Source organism: Streptomyces sp. NPDC056161 (assembly GCF_042268025.1).
GTDB lineage: Bacteria > Actinomycetota > Actinomycetes > Streptomycetales > Streptomycetaceae > Streptomyces.
In genome coordinates this window covers 23,160-38,759 of the sequence record NZ_JBHJUV010000026.1, presented here as the reverse complement: position 1 = coordinate 38,759, position 15,600 = coordinate 23,160, and the positions used below count along the sequence as shown (strand labels likewise).

Genomic DNA, 15,600 nt, shown 5'->3' with positions numbered 1-15,600 from the left:
TCAGCCGGCCAGCACGTCCAGCAGCCGGTCGACGTCCGCGGGCGTGTTGTACAGGTGGAACGAGGCACGCAGATGGCCCGCCCGGTCGGAGACCTCGATGCCCGCGCGGGCCAGTTCCTCCCGGCGGTGGCCGAGTCCGGGCACGGAGACGATCGCCGAGCCGGGCGCGGGCACGGGTGCGTGGCCGCGCCCGGCCAGCCCGGCGCGGAAGCGGTCGGCGAGGGCCAGGTCGTGGGCGTGCACCGCGGCCACGCCGAGTTCCTCGATCAGCGCGAGCGAGTGGCGCAGCCCGGTGTAGCTGAACAGGGCCGGGGGCACGTCGAACCGGCGGGCGGAACGGGCGAGTTCCGCGACCGGCCCGTAGCAGCTGTCCCAGGGTTTCTCCCCCGCGACCCAGCCGGCCAGCACCGGCGTCAGCGCGCCGAAGTCCTCCGGAACGACGAGGAGCGCCGTGCCATGCGGTCCGAGCAGCCACTTGTAGCCGGCGCAGACCGTGAAGTCGAACGCGTCGGCGTCCATCGGCAGCCAGCCGGCGGCCTGCGAGAAGTCGACGTAGGTCCGGGTGTCGTGTGCCGTCGCCGCCGCGCGCAGTGCGGGCAGGTCGGCGACCCGGCCGTCCGCGGACTGCGCGGCGCTGACCGCGACCAGTGCGGTGCCCGGCCGGACGGACTCGGCGAGCCGTTCCAGCGGGACGGCCCGCACCTTGAGGTCGCCGCGGACATGGAAGGGGTTCACCACGGAGCTGAAGTCCCCCTCGGCGGTGAGGACTTCGGCGCCCGCGGGCAGTGAAGCGGCGATCACCCCGCTGTGCACGGTGACGGAGGAGCCCGCCGCCACCCGGGTGGCCGGGACCGCGGCCAGCCGGGCGAAGGAGGCGCGGGCCAGCTCGACGTCCTCGTGCAGCGGGCCCAGCGGACGGCCTTCGGCCCGCAGCGCCACCGCCTCGTGCAGGGCGGCGACGGTACGGGCCGGAAGCAGTCCGCTGCTCGCGGTGTTCAGGAAGGTGGTCTTCGGGGCGAACTCGGCACGGATCAGGCTCTCGAAGCTCTCCATGCGTCCACTGTGCGGGCCCGTGGTGCCGCCGTCCATCGCGCCGGTGGTACGGGGTTCCCCCAGCGCCGCTTATATGTCCGCCGCGGCCTGCGGTTTCCCGCTCCGGCGGCGGCTCAGTCGCGCGGCACCGCGCATCCGTCCGGGCCGCACGCGTCCGCCTGTCCCGCGTCGATCGGCTTGAGCGGTGAGCGCTCGCCCCAGGCTTGGGTCAGCGCCTGGGTGAAGACCTCGGCGGGCTGGGCGCCGGAGACGCCGTAGGTGCGGTCGAGGACGAAGAAGGGGACGCCGTTCGCCCCGAGCTGGGCGGCCTCGCGTTCGTCGGCGCGGACCTCGTCGGCGTACGCGGCCGGGTCCGCGAGCACCGCGCGGGCGGCGTCGGCGTCGAGCCCGGCCTCGGCGGCCAGCGCCACCAGCCGCTCGTCGCCCTCGCTGAACAGGGAGCGCTCCTCGGCGAAGTTCGCGCGGTACAGGATCTGGATCAGCGCGTCCTGACGGCCGTGCGCCTTGGCGAAGTGCAGCAGCCGGTGCATGTCGAAGGTGTTGCCGTGGTCGCGGCCCCGGCTGCGGTACGCCAGGCCCTCGGCGGCGGCCTGCGCGGCCAGGTTGTCCTCACCGGCCTCGGCCTGCGCCTCGCTCATGCCGTACTTCTTGGCGAGCATCGTCAGCACCGGTTGGACGTCGTCCTTGGCGCGGCCGGGGTCCAGTTCGAAGGAGCGGTGCACCACCTCGACGCCGTCGCGGTGCGGGAAGGCCGCGAGCGCCTTCTCGAAGCGGGCCTTGCCCACGTAGCACCAGGGGCAGGCGATGTCGCTCCAGATCTCGACGCGCATGTTCTCGGCTCTCTCCGGGTCCAATGACACGGGGACGGTCCCCGCCAGGCTGCGTGAACGTTCGAAGACCGTGTTCCATTCCCCGAGTGCGGGTCGGTGAGACGACCGGGGCGGGCCGGTGAGGCATCCGGCGCGGACCCGTACGGCGTCGGAGAAGGCGGCGGGGCGGTGCCGCCGTGCCGCCCCACGCGCCCGCGCCGGCGCGGTCAGCTGCCGTCCCGCAGGTCGCTCGGCCAGGAGGGTCTGAACTCGATGTGGTCGAAGGTCACCACGCAGCCCTCCCCCAGCGGCGACTGGGTCATGAACCCGGCCAGGGCCGCACCCGTCTCCTTCTCGCCGCCGAGAGTGAACAGTCGTACGAAGGTCCAGCGCTCGCCATCGCGGGAGGCGTGGCAGGCGAAGGCGCGGCCGGTGCGGCTGATCCGCAGCCAGACGGAGTTGCCGTCCACGGTGAAGGAGTTGGCGTCGTCGGAGTGGTCCCGGGTGACCACCGTGCAGACGGTGGGCACGTCCGGGGAGTACTCCAGGCAGAGCTTGGCCCAGGCCCGGTCGTCGGCGTGGACGTAGAGCACGCCGGCGTCGAAGGCGGCCCGGAAGCCCACCGTGACCCGGGCGATCAGCTGGAAGTCCCCGTCGGGGGCGCCGAGCAGCCGGGGTGCGTCGGCGGCCGGCTCCACCGCCTCCCCGGTCGGCGGCACGAACCGGTCCTGCGCGGGACCGGCCCATCCGGTGAGCACACCGTCCTCGTAGGTCCAGTGGCCGTCGGGTCCGTAGGTACGGAGGGGGAAGGGCAGTTCGGGAAGCTCCACGTCCATCGGGCGATTCTCGCAGCCCGGCGAGGGCCCTCCCGCAGGCGCGGGGATCCGCGCGCCGGACCACCGCCCGCACGCAGCAGCCGGGCCCCGCCCCCTCTTCCACGGCCGCCGCCCGCACGACGTGGCCACCACCGGCGCGCCTCCACGGCGCCACCGACGGCCGGCGTTCGGCGCCACCGCCCGGCCGTCCCGCACGGCGCCACCGACGGCGGTCCCTCGGCGCCACCGCCCGCCGGCCCCTCGGCGCTACCGCTCCAGCACCCCGTCGAACCGCCGGGGAAGCCCCAGCGGGTTGTCGTCGTGCAGTTCTTTCGGCAGCAGGGCCTGCGGCGTGTTCTGGTACACGACCGGCCGCATCCACCGCTCGACGGCCGTACCGCCCACGGAGGTCGACGTCGAGGTGGTCGCGGGGTAGGGCCCGCCGTGGTGCTGGGCCGGCGCCACCGCCACCCCGGTCGGCCACCCGTTCACCAGCACCCGCCCGGCCAGCGGGGTCAGCTCCGCGAGGATCTCCGCGCCCCGCCCCTGACCGGCCGCCTCCGCCGCGGACAGCTGGACGGTGGCGGTGAGGTTGCCGGGCAGCCGGGACAGCACGGCCGCGGCCTCCCCGTCGTCCGCGTACCGGGCCACCACGCTGACCGGGCCGAAGCACTCCTCCAGCAGCAGGTCGTGCGCGCCCTCGGCGGCCAGCCGGTCCGCGGGCACCGCCAGGACCCCGGCGCCGACCGTGTGCTCGCCGCCCGCGCCCGGGGTGACCGGCGACTCCACGCCCTCCAGGAGGCCGCGCTCGCGCACCCCGGCGACGAAGGCGTCCCGCATGCGGTGGTCGAGCAGCACCCCGGGTTCGGTCTCGCTGACGGCGTCGGCCAGGGACTTCACCAGCCGGTCGCCCGCCGCGCCGGACGGGACGAGGACCAGGCCGGGCTTGACGCAGAACTGGCCGGCCCCGAGGGTCATCGAGGCGGCGAGTCCGGAGCCGATCTCCTCCGCGCGCTCGACCGCGGCGGCCTCGGTCACCAGGACCGGGTTCAGCGATCCCAGCTCGCCGTGGAAGGGGATGGGCACCGGACGGGCGGCGGCCACGTCGAACAGGGCGCGCCCGCCCCGCACCGAACCGGTGAAGCCCGCGGCGGCGACCAGCGGATGCCGGATCAGTTCGAGGCCCGCCGCGAAGCCGTGCACCAGGCCGACGGCGCCCGCGGGGATGCCGTGCCCGGCGGCGGCGCGCCGCAGCACGTCGGCGACCAGCTCGGACAGGGCCGGGTGGTCGGGGTGGGCCTTGACCACCACCGGGTTGCCCGCGGCCAGCGCGCTCGCGGTGTCGCCGCCGGCGACGGAGAAGGCGAAGGGGAAGTTGGAGGCCGCGTAGACGGCGACGACGCCGAGCGGGACCTTGTAGCGGCGCAGGTCCGGGACGGGCGGGGTGGCGGTGGCGTCGGGGTGGTCGATGATGACGTCGAGGAAGGCGCCCTCGTCGACGAGGTCCGCGAAGGCGCGCAGTTGGTAGGCGGTGCGGGTGAGTTCGCCGGTCAGCCGGACCGGGCCGAGCGCGGTCTCCGCGTCGGCGGCCTCGACCAGCGGGTCCCGGGCCGCCTCCAGGCCGGCCGCGGCCGAGCGCAGGAAGGCAGAGCGGACGGCGCGGTCGGCCAGCGAGGTGCGTGCCGCACGGGCGGCGCGGACGGTGTCGTCGACCTCCTCGGCCGTGGCCTCCACCGCAACCTGCTCCCGCTGCTTCCCGGTACGCGGGTCGACACTCCAGACTGGTGCTGCTGCCACCGCGGGTCCCCTCCACTTGTCAGGCCGAGAGCGGCTCATCCACCAGGGGTGTTCGATATACTGAACACTGTCTCTGGTGATGAACCTGTTGCCGGAAACTATATCTCCAGGTTCTCGTCGAACGAATCAAACGACTCGAACAACGCCGAACGAAGGGGTCGAGGGCGATGGCGGCAGCCGAAGCAGGCGGCGGGGCGCAGGTCAAGTCCGCGGTGCGGACCGTTGAATTGCTCGAATACTTCGCCGGCCGCCCCGGCATGCACTCCCTCGCGGCGGTGCAGGAGGCCGTCGGATACCCCAAGTCCAGCCTGTACATGCTGCTGCGCACGCTCGTGGAGCTGGGCTGGGTGGAGACGGACGCGACCGGCACGCGCTACGGCATCGGGGTGCGGGCGCTGCTCGTCGGGACGTCGTACATCGACGGCGACGAGGTGGTCGCGGCGGCCCGCCCGACCCTGGACCGCCTCTCCGACGACACCACCGAGACCATCCACCTGGCCCGCCTGGACGGCACGAACGTCGTCTACCTGGCCACCCGCCAGTCGCAGCACTACCTGCGCCCCTTCACCCGCGTCGGCCGCCGGCTGCCCGCGCACTCCACGTCCCTCGGCAAGGCGCTGCTGGCCACCCACACCGACGAGCAGGTGCGCAAGCTGCTGCCGCAGACCCTGCCGGCGCTGACCGAGCACACCATCACCGACCGGGAGAGGCTCATCGACGAGCTGCACCAGGTCCGGGAGCAGGGCTTCGCCGTCGACCGCGAGGAGAACACGCTGGGGCTGCGCTGCTTCGGCGTCGCCATCCCCTACCGCACCCCCGCCCGCGACGCGATCAGCTGCTCGGTGCCGGTGGCCCGGCTGACCCCCGCCCACGAACAGACGGTCAAGGACGCCCTGTTCGACGCCCGTGACCGCCTGACCCTGGCCACGCGCAGGCTGTGACGGACCAGGGCCACCGCCGCGGCGCGACGGAGACGTCCGGCGGCCGGCCACCGGGGCGGCCCGCGGCCTTCCTGAACGGTTGATGAGAAAACGGACCCCGGGGAACGATTCTCCCCGGCCACACGTCCTTCAACCGGGATGAACAAGACAATCAGGCGGGTGTCCGTCTTCACGCTGCTGCTGGTGTTCGCCCTGCTGGTGCGGGCGACATGGGTGCAGTTCTACGACGGCCAGGCCCTCGCGGACGACAAGAACAACCGGCGGAACGTGATCGAGACGTATGCGGGTCCGCTCGGCAACATCATCGTGGCCGGGAACTCGATCACCGGCTCGGCGCGGACCTCGGGGAACAGCGACCTCGCGTACAAGCGGACCTACAAGGACGGTGCGCTGTACGCCGCGGTGACGGGCTACGCCTCGCAGAGTTACGCGCCCACCCAGTTGGAGGGGATCTACCAGGACCTGCTCAACGGCACGGACACCCGGCTCAAGACCGTCATGGACACGGTCACGGGCAAGCGGGCCGACCCCGGTGACGTGGTGACGACCATCGACCCGGGCGTGCAGAAGGCCGGGTTCGACGCGCTCGGGGACAAGAAGGGCGGCGCCGTCGCGATCGACCCGAAGACCGGCAAGATCCTCGCGGTGGTCTCGACCCCGTCGTACGACCCGTCCACGCTCACCGACGCGGGCACCGCGGGTTCGGCCTGGAAGAAGCTCAACGACGACCCGGACAAGCCGCTGACCAACCGCGGTCTGCGCCAGCCGCTGCCGCCCGGCTCGACGTTCAAGCTGGTCGTCGCGGCGGCGGCGCTGGAGGACGGCCTGTACTCCTCGGTGGACGAGAAGACCGTCAGCCCCAACCCGTACATGCTGCCGAACACCTCCACGCCGCTGCGGAACGAGAGCGCGTCCGCGCCCTGCGAGAACGCCACGATCCGTACCGCGCTGGAGTACTCCTGCAACAACGTCTTCGGGAAGATGGCCGTCGACCTCGGTCAGGACAAGGTGCGGGCGATGGCCGAGAAGTTCGGCTTCAACGACGACAAGCAGGACGTGCCGGTGCGCGCCTACACCAGCGTGTATCCGACCGGCATGGACGACGCGCAGACCGGTCTGTCCGGCATCGGCCAGTTCGACGTCACGGCGACCCCGCTCCAGATGGCCATGGTGTCGGCCGCCATTGCCAACGGCGGGCAACTGGCCTCGCCCCACATGGTGTCGCAGATCACCGACAGCGGCGGCGACGTGTTGCAGAACTACGACGACGGCTCCGGCACCGAGCGGATCATCAGCTCCACGACCGCCGACCAGCTCCAGTCGGCGATGCAGACGGTCATCGAACAGGGCACGGGTACGAACGCGCAGATCCCCGGCGTCACCGTCGGCGGCAAGACCGGCACCGCGCAGCACGGCGAGAACAACAGCAAGACGCCGTACGCCTGGTTCACCGCGTACGGCAAGTCGGACTCGACGGGCAAGGAGGTCGCCGTCGCGGTGATGGTCGAGCAGTCGGACGCGGCCCGGTCGGAGGTCAGCGGCAACGGGCTGGCCGCGCCGGTGGCCAAGGCGATGATGCAGGCGGCGTTGCAGAACTGACGGGGCGGCCGGTCGCGCCGGTCCCCGCACCCGCACCCGGCCTAACCCGCGTAGGGGTCCGGCACCTGGCCGGGCCGGGCCAGGAACTCGAAGTCGCAGCCGGTGTCGGCCTGGGTGATCTGCTCGCTGTAGAGGGCGCCGTAGCCGCGCTCGTAGCGGACCGGAGGCGGTGTCCAGCGCGCCCGGCGCCGGGCCAGCTCCGCGTCGCCCACTTCGAGCCGGAGGGTCCGTGCCGGGACGTCCAGGGTGATGAGGTCCCCGGTGCGCACCAGTGCCAGCGGCCCGCCGACATACGACTCGGGGGCCACGTGCAGCACGCACGTGCCGTAACTCGTACCGCTCATCCGGGCGTCGGAGATCCGCACCATGTCCCGCACCCCCTGCCGGAGCAGCCGGCGGGGCAGCGGCAGCATGCCGTACTCGGGCATGCCCGGACCGCCCTTGGGTCCGGCGCCGCGCAGCACCAGCACACTGTCCGCGGTGATGCCGAGCCCGGGGTCGTCGATGGTGCGCTGCATGGTGCGGTAGTCGTCGAAGACGACGGCGGGGCCGGTGTGCCTGAGCAGGTGCGGCTCGGCGGCGATGTGCTTGATGACGGCCCCGTCCGGACAGAGGTTGCCGCGCAGCACCGCGACCCCGCCCTCCGCGGCGACCGGATTGTCCCGCGGCCGGATCACGTCGTCGTCGTGCACCCGGGCACCGGCCAGTTGCTCGCGCAGGGTGTCGCAGGAGACCGTCGGCCGGTCCAGGTGCAGCAGGTCCGGGATCCGGGAGAGGAAGCCGGGCAGGCCGCCCGCGAAGTGGAAGTCCTCCATCAGGTACGTCCGTCCGCCGGGCCGGACGTTCGCCAGCACCGGCACGGTGCGCGCGACGCGGTCGAAGTCGTCGAGGGTGAGCCGGACGCCCGCCCGGCCCGCCATGGCGATCAAATGGATGACGGCGTTGGTGGAACCGCCGAGTCCGAGGACGGTCGTGACCGCGTCCTCGAACGCCTCGGGGGTGAGGACGGCGGACAGCCTGCGGTCCCGGTGGACCAGTTCGACGACGCGCAGCCCGGCCGCCGCGGCCATCCGGTCGTGCCCCGAGTCCACCGCGGGAATGCTGGACGCGCCCGGCACGGTCACTCCCAGCGCCTCGGCGGCGGCGGTCAGCGTGGACGCCGTGCCCATGGTCATGCAGTGGCCCGGCGAGCGGGCGAGACCGCTCTCCAGCTCGGCCATCTCGCAGTCGCCGATGAGACCGGCCCGCTTGTCGTCCCAGTACTTCCACATGTCGGTGCCCGAACCCAGCACCTCGCCCCGCCAGTGGCCGGGCAGCATGGGCCCGGCGGGCACGAACACCGTCGGCAGGTCGACGCTCGCCGCGCCCATGAGCAGCGCGGGTGTGGACTTGTCGCAGCCGCCCAGCAGGACGGCGCCGTCGACCGGGTAGGAGCGCAGCAGTTCCTCGGTCTCCATGGCGAGCAGGTCGCGGTACAGCATCGGGGTCGGTTTCTGGAAGGTCTCGCTGAGCGTGGCGACGGGAAACTCCAGCGGGAAGCCGCCCGCCTGCCACACGCCCCGCTTGACGGCCTGGGCCCGCTCGCGCAGGTGCACATGGCAGGGGTTGATGTCGGACCAGGTGTTGAGGATCGCGACGACCGGCTTGCCGAGGTGCTCCTCGGGCAGGTAGCCGAGCTGGCGGGTCCGGGCGCGGTGGCTGAAGGAGCGCAGGCCGTCGGTGCCGTACCACTGGTGGCTGCGCAGCTCCCGCGGGGCCCTGCGCGGGACGCCGGTCGCGGCCCGGCCCGGGGCGCCGCCGGTCATGCCGGCCAGCCCGCGACGATCGCGGCGACCTCCGCGCGCGTGTCCTCGGGCAGCCCGCTGCCGGGCGGCCGGACGTCGCGGCGGCACAGGCCGAGCGAGGCGAGGGCCTCCTTGACGACGCTGACGTTGTCGGCGGAGCCGTTCGCGGCGCGCAGTTCCTCGAAGCGGCGGATCCGTTCCCACACCTTCATCGCCGCCGGATGGTCGCCCGAGCGCAGCGCCTCGATCATGTGCCGCGACAGGGCCGGGGCGACGTTCACCAGGCCGGAGGTGAATCCGGTGGCGCCCGCGGAGAAGTACGAGGGGGCGTAGGTCTCGGCGAGACCGGCCACCCAGACGAAGCGGTCGAGGCCGGCGTCCCGGGCGAAGGCGGCGAACCGGGCGGCGTCCGGGACGGCGTACTTGACGCCGATCACGTTCGGGCAGGTGCCGGCGAGTTCGGCGAGCCGGGCGCCGGGCAGCCGGGCGTCGCGGACGTAGGGGACGACGCCCAGTTCGGGGACGGCCGCGGCGACGGCGCGGTGGTAGTCGACCCAGCCGTGCCCCGAGACGTAGGGGTGGACGGGCTGGTGGACCATCACCATCGAGGCGCCCAGCGCGCGGGCGTGCCGGGCGGAGGCGACCGCGGTGGGCACGTCGTGGCCGACGCCGACCATGATCTCGGCGCGGCCGGCGGCCTCGTCGGCGGTCAGCTCCGCCACCAGTCGGCGTTCCTCCGGGGTGAGGGCGTAGAACTCACCGGTGTTGCCACCCGGGGTCAGGGTGAGAACGCCGCCGTCGAGCAGGCGGCGCAGCAGGGCGCGGCAGGTGTCCCGGTCGACGCTGCCGTCCGCGGCGAACGGGGTCACCGGGACGGCCACCACGTCGGCGAGCGCGCGCCGCTGGTCCGCGAACGTCATGTCCGTCACCGGCCTTTCCCGTGCGGCGTCCGCTCCGGCTCCGCCCGGGGGAAGGCACGCCGCAGGAACGTCTCGATGTGGGTGTGCAGGGCGCCGGCCGCGCCGTCCGCGTCACCGGCCAGGGCGAGGCGCAGGATCTCCCGGTGCTCGTCGGCCTCCCGCTGCCAGGTGGGGTCGGCGGCCCAGGCGACGGCGGAGACCAGGGCGGCCTGGTCGCGCACCTCGTCGAGCATCCGGCCGAGCAGCGGGTTGCCGCACGGCAGGTACAGGGCGCGGTGGAACTCGCGGTTGGCCAGGGAGCGTTCGGCGGGACCGGTGGCGCGGCCGGCCCGGTCCAGCGCTTCGCGGGCCTCGTCCAGATGGGCGCCGCGCCGTACGGTCCGGCGCAGCGCCTCCGGTTCGAGGAGCAGCCGCACGTCGTGGACCTCGCGTGCCATGTCCGCGTCCACTGTGCGCACCGTGACGCCCTTGAACGGGCTCGGCACGACCAGCCCGGTCCCGGCCAGCGTCTTGAGCGCCTCGCGCACCGGGGTCTTGGACACCCCGAACTGCGCGGCCAGCTCGGTCTCCACCAGGGCCTGACCCGGCGTCAACCGGCCGGTCAGGATGCGGTGTCTGATCGCGTCCAGCACGAACTGCGTACGGGACGGGATCGGCGTGGGCACGGCGGTCATGCGCACCTCTCGGATCCGGCGCGGGTGATCTGGCGAAGGTGATCCGGCGCAAGTGCTCTGGCGAAGGTGATCCCGTGTCGTGTCTCGTACATGAGATACGACGTATGACGCGCCGAAGGTAGGAGGGGGCGCAGGATCCGTCAATGCCCCGGGCCGACCCATCCGCCTCATCAAGCCATGCCACCGCGCGAACACCCGGGCTACGGGGGCCCGGACCGGCGGGCCGGGCCAAGGTCGGTGGCGGACGTCCCACGGCGAGATGGTGCCGTCGCCGGACTCCACCGCCGAGTCCTGCTCGCCGGCCGCCGCCGGCGCGGACCCGGCCCGCAGGTGGAGACCGGACACGCCGCGCAGCTCGTCGTGGACGGCGTCGAGGTCCGCCGGATTCCCGGCCCGGATCCCGACCGCCGCACCCTGCTCGCCGCTCACCCTGCCCCGCCTTCCCCCGAAGCGCGTCGTCAGGCCCGGCGAGTGCCGCCCGGCGCGGTGGCGGGGCGAAGGGCGGTCCGCCCCGCCCGCGGACTACGCCTTCCAGCCCGGGTCGCGACCGCTCAGGCCGAGCGCCCGGTCCAGCAGCGGCGCGTCCTGCGGGACCGGGACGAGCGGGCCGAACAGGCCGCCGTCCCGGGGCGGGTGTTCGACCGTGGTGAGCAGGAAGGCGTACGCCGCGTCCAGGGCGGCGGGGTCGGGTGCGTAGGGCCGGCCGGTGGCACGGGCCAGGTCCCAGCCGTGGATGACCAGTTCGTCGACGGCCACGGCGCCCGCGACGGAACCGGGCAGGTTCACCCCGCCGGCCCGGGTCACGCCGGTCCAGGCGGCCGGATCGCGCCAGGAGTCGGCGAGTTCCGCGAGCGCCTTCGGCAACTCGGTACGCCAATCCGGGCCGATGTCCGGTGTGGCGGCGTTCGGGCTGGTGTCGGTGGTCGCGCCCAGCCGCTTGCGGCCCGCGTCCCGGAACGCCGCGGACAGCCCCGTCAGATGGCCCAGCAGGTTGCGCACCGCGAGGTCCGGGCAGGGTGTCGCCGCCGAGAGCTGCTCGTCCGTCACCTCCTCGGCGAGCCGCGCCACGATGAGGGTCTGCGGGCCGAGGTCGAGCATCGTGCCGGTCATGCGGGTCTCCTGTCACGCTGGGGGTCGTTCAGGGGGTGGACCGGCGGCGGCCTGGAAACTCATCGGCGGCGGGCGGAACCGGCACGGGGTCGCCGGCGGGCGGAACCGGCACCGCCCCCTCCGGCTCGGACCGCCGCCGCTCCCGCCAGGTCCGGCCACCGGACAGGCACCAGATCGCGATCACCGGGTCGCAGATCGCGCAGCCCAGCGAGGAGTCGTGGAAGAACGGCAGCAGCGGGCTGCCCTTGAGGTGGTGGACGACGTCCCAGGCGGTGTGCAGCAGCCAGCCGATCCCGACGAACGTCCACGAGTCCACGGCGCGGAAGGCGACGTACGTCATCACCACCGTGAAGGCGACGTCCCAGCCGTCCAGTCCGCCGCTGCTGAGGTAGGCGGCGCCCGCGCCCGCCACCATCACGGCGTTCAGGCGCAGCCGGTGGGGCTCGCGCAGGAGGCACATCAACAGGACGTAGAGGAGGCCGATGACGACCGGCACGACGTAGCGCATGCGGCTGACGCTAGGCCCGAGCGCGCGCCCGCCCCAGGGGCAGGAATGACGGATTCCGACGGATTCCCGCCGACGGGTTCCCGCTGGGGGTGGCCGGGCCGGGACGGCTCGGACCGCCGCGGTCCCCGCGGCTTCTCAGGCATCTGCCCGATGCCCGCGCGCCTGCCTTAGCACCACGATGACCGGACATGACGAGCAAGACGAGGGTCCGGACGTCCTGGACGTCCTGGACGGTGACGCGCGTGCTGCGCGACCGCGACGCGGGACTGTATCTGGCGGGGGTGGTGGTGTCGGGCTTCGGCTCGTCCTCGCTGTGGCTGGCGTCGGGCGTGTGGGTCAAGGACCTCACCGGCTCCGACGGGCTGGCCGCGCTGAGTCTGCTGGCGATGTGGGCACCGACCACAGCCGGGCCCGTCCTCGGCACGCTCGCCGACCGCGTACGGCGAAAACCGCTGCTCATCGCCCTGAACCTGATGCTGGCCGCCCTCCTGCCGGTCCTGTTCGCCGTCGACGCGCCGGACGACCTGTGGCTGCTGTTCGCCGTCCTGTTCCTGTACGGCGCCGCGGGCGTCGTACAGGACGCCGCCGAGTCGGCGCTCCTGCCCGCGGCCGTCGGCCCGGAGCTGCTCGGCGACTTCAACGGGCTGCGGATGACCGCGGGCGAGGGCATGAAGCTGGTCGCGCCGCTGGCCGGTGCCGGTCTGTACACGGCGTACGGCGGGGCGGCCGTGGCGCTGCTGGACGCGGTCACCTTCGTACTGGCCGCCGGGGTGTGCGCCCTGCTGCGCGTCGCCGAGGAGCCGCCGGGTCGCCCCGCCGGAAGCCGGCGGCAGCGGACCGCCGAGGGCGTCCGGCACCTGTGGGCGCACCCGACGCCGCGGGTGCTGGTCCTGGCGGGCGGCGCGACGATGTTCTTCACCGCCGTCAACGGCGCGACGACCTACGCCGTCGTGGACGGTCTCGGGCGCTCCCCCGCCTTCGCGGGGGTGCTGTACGCCGCGCAGGGCGCGGGTTCGGTGGCGGTCGGGCTGGTCTCCGGGCCCGCGCTGCGCCGGTTCGGCGACCGCGGGTTCGCGGCGGCCGGCATCGCCCTGGTGGCCCTCGCGGTGGCCGGGCGCGCGCTGCTGACCGAGCCGACGGCGCTGCTGTGCGGCGTGGCGGGCGGGGTGGGGCTGCCGTGTGTGCTGATCGCCGCGCTCACCGCCGTACAGCGCGAGACGCCCGGCCCGCTGCTGGGCCGGGCGTCCGCCACCGCGAGCACCCTGATGTTCACGCCGAACGTGGTCGGGCTGGCCGCCGGGGCCGCCCTGGTCGAAGTGGCGGACGTCCGGCTGCTGCTGCCCCTGCTCGGGGTGGCACTGCTGACGACGGCCCTGTCCCTGGCTCAGCGTCCGGCGAGCGCCTCCCGCACCGCCGCCAGGTCGCCGTCCGACGCCAGCCCCAGGTGATACAGGCGCAGTTCGGTGGCGCCCGCCGCGCGGGCTCGGGCCGCGTCCGCCGCCAGCGTGCCGGGGCTGCCGCCCATGCCGGAGACCACGGTGAGGTTGGCCGCCAGCACGGTGCCCGCGCGCCGCCGCCCGGCGAAGGGCGTGAGCAGACCCGGGCCGCCGGTGCAGGGCACGACGACTCCGTCCGCGACGGACAGGATGTGCTCGGGATCCACGCCCGCGTTGGCGCCGCAGTGGTACGACACCGGGTCCGCGTGCAGCAATACCTGGAAGCCCTCGGGCGCGGCGGCGCGGACGGCGGCGACGGCCGCCTCCTGGAGGGTGCGGGCGGTGTCGTCGCGCCACGCGCGCGTGGCGGCGGCCGACGGTGCGCCGAGGAGCTTTTCCACGCCCGTCCAGCCGCCGGCCTCCGGTGCGCCGCGCCACAGCGGCTCCAGCGCCGTCCGTACGGCGGCGGCCAGTTCGCCGGGGTCGGTGCCCCGCTCCCCGTACCCGGCGCGGCAGTCGGGGCAGAAGCACAGCGACATCAGGTACTGGCCGGCCTCGCCGAGGCCGACCCCGCCGATCTTGTCGTGGGCGTGCAGATGGGCCAGCCCGTACCAGCCGAGGGACTCCAGCTCCGTGCCGCGGGCGCCGGGGCGTACGGCGGCCTCGGCGGCGAGGTCGACCAGGTACGCGCGCGTGGCGGGCTGCGCGATGCAGGGGGCCCACGGGTAGCGGTCGCCGTAGGCGTTGACGACCGAGGTGTCCGGGTGCTCGGCGCCCAGCCGGGAGTTGTGCGCGAGGACGACCCAGGTGTGCACCTCCAGGCCGGCCGCGGCGAGCGCGTCGGCGGCCTCGCCGTAGGCGTCGCCCGGCGCCCAGTCGCCGGCCGGGTGCGGCCGCGGGGTGCGGCCCGCCCAGCGGTCGCCGAGGGGGTAGAGCACGGCGGCGTGTTCGGCGGTGACGATCCGGTGGCGCGGGTGGCGGGGGGTGAGCGCGCGGGTGGAGTGGTAGGCGGCGGCGAGGGTGATCTGGGCGGTGCCGAGCCCGGCGAACCGCGCGGGCGCCGCCGGGTCCCCGACCACGTCCCAGGGGTAGACGAACGCGGATGCCTTCACGCGGTCGCCGCCAGCAGCGCGTAGCCGCGTTCGATCACCTGGGCGAGCTGTTCGACGTGCTCCTCGCTCGGTTCGTGCAGCGGGGGCCGCACCCCGCCGACGTCGCAGCCGCGCAGCCGCACGCCCGCCTTGACCAGGGCGACGGCGTAGCCGCGGCCCTGCGCGCGCAGTTCGACGAACGGGCGGTAGAAGCCGTCCAGGAGCCGGTGCGCGGTGCTCTCGTCGCCGTCCCGCAGCGCCCGGTGGAAGGCGAGGGCGATCTCGGGGGCGAAGCAGAAGACGGCCGAGGAGTAGAGGGTGATGCCGAGGGCGTGGTAGGCGAGCTGGGTCTGCTCGGCGGTCGGCAGGCCGTTGAAGTAGAGGAAGTCGCCGGGGGCGTCGGTGCGTACGGCGCTGACGACGCGCTGCATCAGGTCGAGGTCGCCGAGGCCGTCCTTGAAGCCGATGATCCCTTCCGTGCGGGCGAGTTCGACCACCGTGGGCGGGGTGAACACCGCGTTGTCGCGCTGGTAGACGATCACCGGCAGGTCGGTCGCGGCGGCGATCTCCCGGTAGTGCCGCAGCAGGCCCTCCTGGCCGGGGACGACGAGGTACGGCGGCATGGCGAGCAGCCCGTCGGCGCCGGCGTCCCGGGCGAGGGCCGCGTAGCGCACGGCGAGCGCGGTGCCGTACCCGGCGCCCGCGACGACCGGCACCTCTCCTGAGGCGGCCTCGACGGCGACGCGTACGCAGGCGGCGAACTCCTCGGGCAGGAGCGCGTGGAACTCGCCGGTGCCGCAGCAGGCGAACACGGCGGCGGCCCCGGCCTCGACGCCCCGGCGTACGTGCGCGCGGTAGACGTCGAGGTCCACGGAGCCGTCGGGCGCGTAGGGGGTGACGGGGAAGAACAGCGGCCCGCTGGGGTTGCGGAGTCGCGCGGCGAGAGGGGCTGACGTCACGGGCGCTCCCTGTCGGTGCATGGGTCGGTGCATGTAGGTCGATGCATGTGGGTCGGTGCATGCGGGTCGGTGCATGTCTATGATCGATGTCTATATCTCTGAAC

The 15,600-nt window shown here is 74.0% G+C and carries 14 protein-coding genes; 3 read left to right on the top strand and 11 right to left on the bottom strand.

Annotation, left to right across the window (positions count from 1 at the left end; genetic code table 11):
- The 4 genes from ACFC09_RS24025 to ACFC09_RS24010 form a co-directional block, all read right to left on the bottom strand.
- On the bottom strand, positions 1–1,053 hold the full coding sequence (locus ACFC09_RS24025; RefSeq protein WP_376531757.1) for an aminotransferase class V-fold PLP-dependent enzyme: 1,053 nt from the start codon (positions 1,051–1,053) through the stop codon (positions 1–3).
- A gap of 113 nt (positions 1,054–1,166) precedes the next feature.
- Positions 1,167–1,883 carry a DsbA family oxidoreductase gene (locus tag ACFC09_RS24020; RefSeq protein ID WP_376531755.1) on the bottom strand — a complete coding sequence of 239 codons (717 nt, stop codon included), beginning with the start codon at positions 1,881–1,883 and terminating at the stop codon, positions 1,167–1,169.
- Between the two features lie 206 nt (positions 1,884–2,089).
- A complete protein-coding gene (locus ACFC09_RS24015) occupies positions 2,090–2,698 on the bottom strand; it encodes a DUF1349 domain-containing protein (RefSeq protein ID WP_376531753.1) in 609 nt (202 codons plus the stop codon).
- A gap of 246 nt (positions 2,699–2,944) precedes the next feature.
- A complete protein-coding gene (locus ACFC09_RS24010; protein WP_376531751.1) occupies positions 2,945–4,474 on the bottom strand; it encodes an aldehyde dehydrogenase (NADP(+)) in 1,530 nt (509 codons plus the stop codon).
- Between the two features lie 167 nt (positions 4,475–4,641).
- On the opposite strand from ACFC09_RS24010, the gene ACFC09_RS24005 reads away from it, so the two are divergent.
- Together ACFC09_RS24005 and ACFC09_RS24000 are read left to right on the top strand one after the other, a co-directional pair.
- Positions 4,642–5,415: an IclR family transcriptional regulator gene (locus ACFC09_RS24005; protein ID WP_376531748.1), complete on the top strand. Its 774-nt coding sequence runs from the start codon at positions 4,642–4,644 to the stop codon at positions 5,413–5,415.
- 138 nt (positions 5,416–5,553) lie between these two features.
- A complete protein-coding gene (locus ACFC09_RS24000; protein ID WP_376531746.1) occupies positions 5,554–7,014 on the top strand; it encodes a peptidoglycan D,D-transpeptidase FtsI family protein in 1,461 nt (486 codons plus the stop codon).
- Positions 7,015–7,055: 41 nt separating this feature from the next.
- Here ACFC09_RS24000 and araD read toward each other — a convergent pair whose 3' ends face one another.
- From araD to ACFC09_RS23975, 5 genes are all read right to left on the bottom strand, one after another.
- Positions 7,056–8,819, bottom strand: coding sequence for an L-arabinonate dehydratase (gene araD / locus ACFC09_RS23995; RefSeq protein ID WP_376531744.1), 1,764 nt, complete (start codon positions 8,817–8,819; stop codon positions 7,056–7,058).
- On the bottom strand, positions 8,816–9,718 hold the full coding sequence (locus tag ACFC09_RS23990; protein ID WP_376531925.1) for a dihydrodipicolinate synthase family protein: 903 nt from the start codon (positions 9,716–9,718) through the stop codon (positions 8,816–8,818). The genes araD and ACFC09_RS23990 overlap by 4 nt, the downstream gene beginning before the upstream one ends.
- Positions 9,719–9,723: 5 nt before the next feature.
- Positions 9,724–10,392: a GntR family transcriptional regulator gene (locus ACFC09_RS23985; protein ID WP_376531742.1), complete on the bottom strand. Its 669-nt coding sequence runs from the start codon at positions 10,390–10,392 to the stop codon at positions 9,724–9,726.
- A gap of 522 nt (positions 10,393–10,914) precedes the next feature.
- Positions 10,915–11,502 carry a TIGR03086 family metal-binding protein gene (locus ACFC09_RS23980; RefSeq protein WP_376531740.1) on the bottom strand — a complete coding sequence of 196 codons (588 nt, stop codon included), beginning with the start codon at positions 11,500–11,502 and terminating at the stop codon, positions 10,915–10,917.
- Between the two features lie 28 nt (positions 11,503–11,530).
- Positions 11,531–12,010 carry a DUF6010 family protein gene (locus ACFC09_RS23975; RefSeq protein WP_376531738.1) on the bottom strand — a complete coding sequence of 160 codons (480 nt, stop codon included), beginning with the start codon at positions 12,008–12,010 and terminating at the stop codon, positions 11,531–11,533.
- A 188-nt stretch (positions 12,011–12,198) separates the two neighbouring features.
- Between ACFC09_RS23975 and ACFC09_RS23970 the strand changes: the two genes are divergently transcribed.
- Positions 12,199–13,458: an MFS transporter gene (locus ACFC09_RS23970; RefSeq protein WP_376531736.1), complete on the top strand. Its 1,260-nt coding sequence runs from the start codon at positions 12,199–12,201 to the stop codon at positions 13,456–13,458.
- On the opposite strand, the gene ACFC09_RS23965 is transcribed toward ACFC09_RS23970, so the two are convergent.
- A complete protein-coding gene (locus ACFC09_RS23965) occupies positions 13,395–14,558 on the bottom strand; it encodes a hypothetical protein (protein WP_376531734.1) in 1,164 nt (387 codons plus the stop codon). The two genes, ACFC09_RS23970 and ACFC09_RS23965, sit on opposite strands and share 64 nt — an antisense overlap.
- Positions 14,555–15,496: a 5-dehydro-4-deoxyglucarate dehydratase gene (locus ACFC09_RS23960; RefSeq protein ID WP_376531732.1), complete on the bottom strand. Its 942-nt coding sequence runs from the start codon at positions 15,494–15,496 to the stop codon at positions 14,555–14,557. The genes ACFC09_RS23965 and ACFC09_RS23960 overlap by 4 nt, the downstream gene beginning before the upstream one ends.
- Positions 15,497–15,600 lie beyond the last annotated feature (104 nt).